This is a genomic window from Gemmatimonas sp. (genome assembly GCF_044344655.1).
Taxonomy (GTDB): Bacteria; Gemmatimonadota; Gemmatimonadetes; order Gemmatimonadales; family Gemmatimonadaceae; genus Gemmatimonas.
This window is the reverse complement of the sequence record NZ_JBIJCN010000078.1, coordinates 1-8,144: the sequence shown is the minus strand read 5'-3', so window position 1 is coordinate 8,144 and position 8,144 is coordinate 1. Positions and strand designations below refer to the sequence as shown.

7 protein-coding genes are annotated in these 8,144 nt (G+C 67.6%); 1 reads left to right on the top strand and 6 read right to left on the bottom strand.

Features of this window, described 5'->3' with window-relative positions:
- Positions 1–1,339, top strand: a 1,339-nt coding sequence (locus tag ACIQ51_RS13770; RefSeq protein WP_396205634.1) for a hypothetical protein, incomplete at its 5' end; no start/stop codon positions are given.
- A 36-nt stretch (positions 1,340–1,375) separates the two neighbouring features.
- Here ACIQ51_RS13770 and ACIQ51_RS13765 read toward each other — a convergent pair.
- From ACIQ51_RS13765 to ACIQ51_RS13740, 6 genes are all read right to left on the bottom strand, one after another.
- Entirely contained in the window at positions 1,376–2,185 is an 810-nt protein-coding gene (locus ACIQ51_RS13765) for a VC0807 family protein (RefSeq protein WP_396205632.1), read from the bottom strand.
- An 81-nt stretch (positions 2,186–2,266) separates the two neighbouring features.
- Entirely contained in the window at positions 2,267–2,989 is a 723-nt protein-coding gene (locus ACIQ51_RS13760; RefSeq protein WP_396205631.1) for a DUF2461 domain-containing protein, read from the bottom strand.
- 69 nt (positions 2,990–3,058) lie between these two features.
- Positions 3,059–4,045: a 2-hydroxyacid dehydrogenase gene (locus ACIQ51_RS13755; protein WP_396205630.1), complete on the bottom strand. Its 987-nt coding sequence runs from the start codon at positions 4,043–4,045 to the stop codon at positions 3,059–3,061.
- Entirely contained in the window at positions 4,042–5,208 is a 1,167-nt protein-coding gene (locus tag ACIQ51_RS13750) for an aminotransferase class V-fold PLP-dependent enzyme (RefSeq protein WP_396205629.1), read from the bottom strand. The genes ACIQ51_RS13755 and ACIQ51_RS13750 overlap by 4 nt, the downstream gene beginning before the upstream one ends.
- Before the next feature lie 72 nt (positions 5,209–5,280).
- A complete protein-coding gene (locus ACIQ51_RS13745; protein WP_396205628.1) occupies positions 5,281–5,859 on the bottom strand; it encodes a MarR family winged helix-turn-helix transcriptional regulator in 579 nt (192 codons plus the stop codon).
- Between the two features lie 33 nt (positions 5,860–5,892).
- Positions 5,893–7,956 (bottom strand): FAD-dependent oxidoreductase, encoded by a 2,064-nt coding sequence (locus tag ACIQ51_RS13740; protein ID WP_396205627.1) that lies wholly within the window; start codon positions 7,954–7,956, stop codon positions 5,893–5,895.
- Positions 7,957–8,144: the final 188 nt, after the last annotated feature.

Sequence of the window (8,144 nt, the reverse complement as noted above, 5' to 3'; positions counted from 1 at the left end):
GCCCCCGGCCACGCCCCCGGCCACGCCGCCCGCCGGACGGGGACGACCCGCCGCCACGACCGTCCTCCCCGACAGCGTGATGCAGTCATCGCTGCGCGTGTTTCTCGATTGTCAGGGTGGGGTGCGCGGCTGCGACCGCACGTTCTTCGTACAGGAAATGGGCTACGTGAACTGGGTGCGTGACCGCTTCGACAGCGACGTGCATCTACTGCTGACCTCACTCAACGCCGCGAACGGCGGCCGCCAGATCACTGTCAACTTTCTCGGGCAGAAGCGGTACGCCGGCAAGGTCGACACGCTCGTCGTAACGACCCTGCCCAATGATGCCGACGATGTGGTGCGCCGCGACCTGCTGCGCACCTTCCAGCTGGGGCTCGCGCCGTTCGTGGCGCGCACACCGATCGCCTCACGGCTGCGCGTAGGGCTGGCCAATGGTGTGGTCGCCCCCACGCTCAATGCGCGCTCGATGAAGGACCGCTGGAACCTCTGGCTCTATCGCGTGGACGGCAACATCAACGCGAACGGCGAGCAGCTCGTAAAGACCACCAACTTGAGCACCACGCTCTCGGCCGCCCGCACCACTGAACAGTGGAAAATCAACCTGGGCGCCACCGGCAGCTACAACGAGCGCGACTTCAAGGTGTTCGTCGCCAACAGTGCCACCCCGGCCGTACGCGACACCGTCTCGGTCATCGTGCTGCAGCGCGCCTCCAACATCAACGCCCTCTTCGGTCGTACCATCAACGCCCACTGGACGGTAGGCACGAAGATCTCCGGTGGATTCAGCGAGGTGCTCAACCAGAAGCTCTCGCTGCGGGTCTCCCCTGCGATCGAGTACAACTGGTTTCCGTGGAGTGAGGCCACACGTCGGCAGCTCACCGCGCTCTATTACGCCGGGCCCAACTACTATCAGTATTACTCCACCACCGTGTTCGGTCGCGACGACGAGCTGCGCTACAACCACACGATGCTGCTGGCGCTCACGCAGCGGCAGAAGTGGGGCAACACCAACCTCACGCTGGAGGGCTCACAGTACCTGCACGACACGCGACGCAATCACGTGACGCTCTCGGGGTTCGTGGACCTGCGACTCGGCCGCGGGTTCTCGCTCAACTTCCGCGGCTCCGCCTCGCGCGTGCGTGACCAGATCTACATCGCGGCGAATGCGCAGTCGGAGCGCGACATCCTCACGCAGCGCCAGCAGCTCCAGACCAACTTCCGCTACAACCTGAACGTGGGCGTGGGCTACACCTTCGGCTCGATCTACAACACGATCGTGAACCAGCGCTTCGGCAATCTTGGGGAGCTGGGCCGCCGCTTCGGGTTCTCCGGCAACTGACGCACGTACGGCTCATGCAGTCGCGGCTGACGAACGTCAGCTGATACCAAACTCTCCGCGGGCCTGCTTCCGGGCCATCGTTTCGGCGGCGGAAGCGGACAGCGTGGTGTCGGCACTGCGCACCCGCGCCATCGCATCCTCGCGGCGCGAAAGAAGCGTCCAGAACTCGCCGGCGGCGGGGTCGGTACCCTCGTCGGCGGGGAGCAGCGCGTACATGGCCTTGTACATCAACTGGAAGGCGAAGAACAGCACCAGCATATCAGGCAACACGAGCACAAGGCGCGTGACGGCGTTCACATTGGCCACTTGATCGTTGAACACCGGCGTGTTGAACGGGGCGGTGACCATGCGGAGATTGATCACGTAGTTGGCGGCCCCCGCAGCAAGATTGCTGGCGCCGATCAGCAGGGCGGCCTGCTTGAGGGCCTTCTGCACCGACGGCTCATCGAGGAGCCGGTGCATCTGCCGCTCGCGCTCCGGCGTATCGGGATCGAGCCCCTGCAGGGCGACACTGCGCGTGACTGGCGTCCCCACCAGTGCGGTGAGGCCGAAGACCAGGAAGGCGAGCAGGAAACTCGCGCTGTCTTTGAAGGCGAAGAGCGCGCCATCCACGTACCAGAAGGTCAGAGCGCCGCGCATGATCGCCGACGCGCCGCCGTACGTGGTAATGAAGTTGAAGCGCCGACTGATGACAAAGAGGTCGACGAGCACCCATGCCACCGGCACGAGTGCCGCCGCGAGGTACGCCGTGAGCGTCCCCAGCGGCGCGGTACCGTATTTCAGGATCACCACCGGGGCAGCGGCCCCGATGAGGATATCCAGCGTGAGCTTGAGCGACTTCGACATGTCCCGGGGAATCTCGCCGGGCCCGGTGTCCGGCGGTACCCGGGCACTCCCGCCGCGCAAACGCGCTCCCGGATCGCGGGGTCAGAGACGGCTGGCGCGCGCCGGGAGCCCCAGGGCGTCGTTGAGCCAGCGTACGAAGGGGGTCATGGCGGCATAGTGGCCGGCGAGGATGCGGGGGAGCCGGGTACTGGTCACGTCGTCGTCGGCCAGCGGCGTCCCCGCCGTGAACGACTGGTAGCGCAGCCACCCGGCGGCCGGGTGGTCGGCGGCGTAGCCGCGCGGCACCCGGGTGAGCATCCCGTCCTGATCGAGATCGCCGAAGCGCCTGCGGAAACCGCGCGCCTTCACGATCTCTTCCCAGCCTTCGACATCGTCCACCAGGGCGTCGCGGATCTTCTGCAGTGCCGACCGCGGTGGCATCCAGATGCCGCCCCCGCAAAAGCATTCGCCCGGGGTGATGTGGAGATAGAACCCGGCCCCGCCGTGGACCGCCTCCGACTGCATGCGCGTGCCCACGTCCATGTGGAAGAACCAGCAGGCCACATGTGTCTTGTACGGCGACTTGTCCTTGCTGAAGCGCACATCACGATGAATGCGGAATGCGGACTTCCGGGGAGACCCCACGATCTCTGGCGCGATCGTGGCCAACTGCACGTCCATCTCCTCGATCAGCGCCGCCAGCGGCCGCTTGAGCTCCTGCTCATACTGCGCGCGATGCGCCTCAAACCAGTCCTTGCGGTTGTGCTTCGTGAGACCGCGCAGGAAGGTGAACGCCTTGGGCGAAAACTGCGTGAAGTGGTCCATGCCGAATCGCGTGGCAGAAAAGAGAAACCGCAGGAAGCGCGGCGGCGGGTCAACCCGCCGCCCCCGCCGTCAGACGCACCGATCGATCAACGGGGTCCCCGCCACGAAGGCATCCACGTTCGCAAGCGCACGCATGCCCATGTTGGTACGCGTCTCGATCGTGGCACTCCCCAGATGCGGTAGCAGCACCACGTTCTCGAGATCCTTGAGCTCCGCGTTCACGCTGGGTTCGAATTCGTACACGTCGAGTCCGGCCCCGGCGATCTGGCGGGCCTTGAGCACCTCGGTGAGCGCGGCCTCGTGCACCACATCGCCACGCGCCGTGTTGATGAGGTACGCGTGCTCGGGCATGTACGCGAGCGTCTCGGCGTTCATGAGGTGCCGCGTTTCCGGCGTGGCCGGGCAATGCAACGACACCACGTCAGATCGGCGCAACAGCTCCTCGAGCGTGCCCACCCGTTCCGCACCGGCCGGGCCGGCCGTGGCCGGATCATCGATCTTCGGGTCGCGCGGAGCCTGCCAGAGGATCTTCATGCCGAACGCGTCGTGGGCAATGCGCGCCACGGCACGACCGATGCGGCCGTAACCCACGACGCCAAGCGTCTTGCCGCGCAGGGTGCGCCCCAGCATGAATGTGGGGCGGAGGCCACCCCAGGCACCGCTCCGCAGATGCCGCTCGCCCTCACCGAGCCGTCGCATGCTCATGAGCATGAGCGCGATCGCCACGTCGGCGGTGTCGTCGGTGACCACGTCGGGGGTGTTGCTCACCGCGATGCCGGCCCGACGCGCCGCATCAAGCGCAATGTGGTTGACCCCCACCCCCACGTTCGCGAGGAGCTTCGTGCGGATGCCAGGAGTATCGAAGATCCCCGGCGCCCACTTGTCGGTTACCGTGGTGATCACGATGTCGGCCTGCTGCAGCACCTGCACGAGCTGATCGGGCGATAGCGCCACGTCGGTCCGATTGAAGAGGGCGTCGTACTTCTCGGCGATCACCGCCTCGACCGCCGCCGGCATCTTGCGTGTGACCACCACCCGCACGGGCGTGGTACTCACGACGGCATCCGCCACTGCTGCAGCGCCGCGCCCACACCGCTGCCAAGCGTGATCTGGATCCCGGCATCCACGAGCGCCATTTCCACGCCGGCGAGCGCACCAGCGAGCGTGAGGGCATTCATGTCGCCGAGATGCCCGATGCGGAACACCTTGCCCGCCACCTCGGAGAGACCGGAGCCCAGCGCGATATCGTAGCGATTGAAGGCGATGTCGATCACCGTCCGCGCATCGACGCCCTCGGGCACCACGATCGCCGTGAGCGAGTTCGAGGCGATTTCCGGGCGCTTGGCGCACTCACGGAGCCCCCACGCCTTCACTGCCGCGCGCACGCCGGTGGCGAGCCGCTTGTGACGCGCCGCCACGTTGTCCATCCCTTCGTCGAGCAACATCGTCAACGCTTCGTCGAGCCCGTAGAGCAGCGACAGCGCCGGCGTGCTGGGGAAGTACCCCTGCGCGTTGTTGGCGCGCATGGCCTTGAGATCGAAGTAGGCGCGCGGCATGGTGCACCCCTCCACGCGCGCGAGCGCGGTCTCACTCATGTAGAGGATGCCGAGGCCGGCCGGCAGCATGAAGCCCTTCTGCGAACCGGTGATGGCGCAGTCCACGCGCCAGTCGTCGAAGCGGAAGTCGAGACTCGCGATCGAGCTCACGCCGTCGACCAACAGCAGCGCCGGATGCTTGGCACGATCCATCGCCGCGCGCACGGCGGCCACATCGCAGGTCACACCCGTGGCGGTCTCGTTGTGCACGAGCAGCACGCCCTGAATTTCGTGCGCAGTGTCGGCGGCGAGTGCCGCTTCGATGCGCGCCGGATCGGCGGCCTCCCCCCACGGCTCCTCCAGCACGTCCACCCGGTACCCGAGGTTGCGCGCGGTCTGAATGAACAGGTGCGAGAACTGCCCGAAACGCGGGGCCAGCAGCCGCGCGCCAGGGTTCACGGTGTTCACGAGCGCTGCTTCCCACATGGCCGACCCGGTGGCCGGGAAGACGAACGCCTCGCCCTTGGTCTGGTGCACCACCTGCGGCAACCGCGACAGGATGCGGCGCGCAAACGCCGGGAAGGCCGACGAGCGATGGTCTTCCATCTGGCGATGCATCGCCCGCTGGAGACGATCGGGAACGGGCGTGGGCCCGGGGATCTGCAGGAAGTGGCGACCGGCCATCTGTGGAGAGGCTGTTGTTGAAAAGGGAGGAAGCAGGGAACAGGTGGTCAGGGGGAAGGACGCCGGAGGGAACTACGCGGCGCCTTCGGCCGACTCGGATGCAACGGATAGGGGGGCGGGATCGCTGGAATCGGCAGACGAGTCAGCCTCGTCGTCGTGCGACTCGCTGTCCGACGGTTCGTCGTCCGATTCGGCCGCGCCGTCGTCCTGCGGATCAAGCACGCGCAGCAGACGGCGACAGAGCCGCGTGAGGCGCGTTTTCTGTTCGCCGCTCAGCTCGCGCATGAGCGACACGATCGCCTCGGTACGGGCCGGCGCCGCCTCGGCCAGCATCACGCGACCCGCCTCGGTGAGATACACGGAGATGAAACGACGGTCCACCGCGTGACGCTCGCGACGAACGAAGCCGCGCCCCTCGAGTGCATCGATGATCGCGGTCATCTGCGCCTTGCTGCGGGCGAGCGCCTCGGCGAGTTCCTGCTGATGGACCGGACCGCGCTCCGCCAGCGTATCCAGCACGCCGTACTGCGAGGCCGACAACCCGAAGGGATGGACCGCGTCATCCACGTGCGCGGCCGCCATGCTGGCCGCCCGCTGCAACGTCCCATACGCCTCGAGGGCCCGGCGACGCTTCTTGTCACCCTTGCTCATGTCAGACCGTCCGAAGCGGAACGTGTGGTGAGATCACTGTGTGAGCCCGGCGTGTCGCGACGCCATACGCTCGGCGATCACGGTGCTCACCGCCATGATGGTTTCCTGCGGGTTCACCCCGAGCGCCGTGGGCAGGAGTGAGCCATCGGTAATGTACAGACCACGCACCCCGTGGCGCTCGCCATCGGGTGTTGCCCCCGACGTGGACGGGTTGGTCCCGAGACGGCAGCTGCCGTTCACGTGCGCCGAGAAGAGCGTAATGTGGTTGGGGGCCAACGACCCGCTCGCGAACGACGGCGCCTCGGCCATGCGCCGGGCGACGAGTGGCGTCGCATGCAACGACTCCACACGGCGCGCACCCATGGCGAAATGCAGCTGCGCGAGCGCCACCAGGGAGGCCCGGACGCGCTTCTCGTCTTCCGTGGAAAGGCGGTACCGAATGGAGACGTGCCCCCGCCGGTTCACGCGCACCCGGCCGCTGGACTGCTGCGGATCGGCGCCATCGCGCGTGAGGCCGATGAACGAGCCGATCCGGTTGAAGTGCGCCATGGTCTCCGCATGCGCCTGGCCGAATCCGGGCATGGCCGCCGCGGTGAACGACGGATGCATGGGCGGCGTCTCGATCCAGAACCCGTAGTCGGTCCCCTGCCAGCGAATGAACTCGTCGCACATGGTGGTGAGGGGAATGCCCGTACTCATCACGATGTCGCGGTCGTAGTGTCCGTTCACCGAGGTCGTGGGATGCACTCGCAGCCAATTGCCCACACCACCGCCGTCCATCCCGGACCGCTGCAACAACACGGGGGTGCCCACGGCACCGCCGGCGGTAATCACGAGCGGGGCGTCGATGGTCAGGCGCCGCGCAGTCCCCACCACGGTGGCCTGCACACGCTTGAGCGGGGGCGTGCCGTTCCCGCGGTCGCGCTCGATCACCTCGATACGCTCGGCGCGCACATTGGTGTACAGCGCCGCCCCTTTGGCCAGCGCGCGCGGCAGGTAGGTGAGGAGTGTGGACTGCTTGGCGTTGTGGCGGCAGCCGTAGCTGCAGAATCCGCAGCGCACGCACCCCTGCGCGTTGATCATGCCGCTCCGTACGCGCCAGCCGAGGGCGCGCGCGCCGTCGAGGAGGAGCCGGTTGTTGGCGGAGTGCGCGCTCTCGGGCACGAGCCCCGCGTTTACGTCGCGCTCCACCCGCTCGAACACGGGCGCCATCTCGTGCGGGCGCATGCCGTCCACGCCGGACTCGCGCGCCCACTGCTCGAGCACGTAGTCGGGAGTGCGCAGCATGATCATCCAGTTGACCGTGGTGCCGCCCCCCACGGTGTCTCCTTGGAGCAGCGACATGGAGGCATCGTCGGTGGTGCGGAGTCCGCCGTCGGCAAAAAGGCGCGCCGTGAGCGCAGCCTCGTCTTCGGTGAAGTCGCTCCGCGTGTGCCAGCCCCCGCTCTCGAGGATCACTACGTCGTAGCCGGCTTCGGCAAGGATGGCCGCGGTCACCGCCCCGCCAGCCCCGGTACCAATGACGACGGCATCGGCGCGGCGCGACAGATCGGCGGTGAGGTCGTGCCCCCGCACCACGGTCGGCGGCAACGGCTCGGGGTCGATCACGGTGGGCAACACCACCGGCCCGCGGGCGACGGGCTCGGAGGGGGTCTCCTTCGCCCCCGCGGGCACAGGGCCCTCCCACTCACGCAACGCCGTTCGCAACTGAAACGGACCGTCATAGCCGATCGCCGCCGACACCTCGGGCTGGGCGTAGTGCACCATGAGCACGAGTCGACGCACGGACTGCCAGGCCGACCGGATGGGCGGCACCGCGCACTCGGTCCACGCAGTGGCGCAACGGGCGCGGTCAGACGCGCGCAGTCTCGAGAAGGCAGTGAGCTGCTGGACCCCGAGCAACGCGGCCACGGGAGAGCCGAGGGCGTCGAGGGCGGTGCCGACCATCGCGCGGCGGTCGGGAGGCAGGGTGTGCAAGCGCTCGACGCAGCGGTCGACGAGCTGGTCGAGGGTTTCGGTCGCGGTCGGGGCCCCGTCGAGGATGACGGTGGCGAGGGCGGCGAGAGTGGACCGCTGTGACGGCGACAGAACAGACATGAGAACAGGGTACGTGTTCTTGCGCCGGGGGGCCAGTTCTTCACCGAACCAATGGGTCGGGGTCTTGGTCGGGGTCTTGGTCGGGGTACCGCCACGACGGTCTGGGCACCGCCACGACGGTCGGCGCACTGCCACGACGGTCGGGGTCTTCCTACGGTCGGAGTCACTGCACGGGCTGGCGCGGCGCT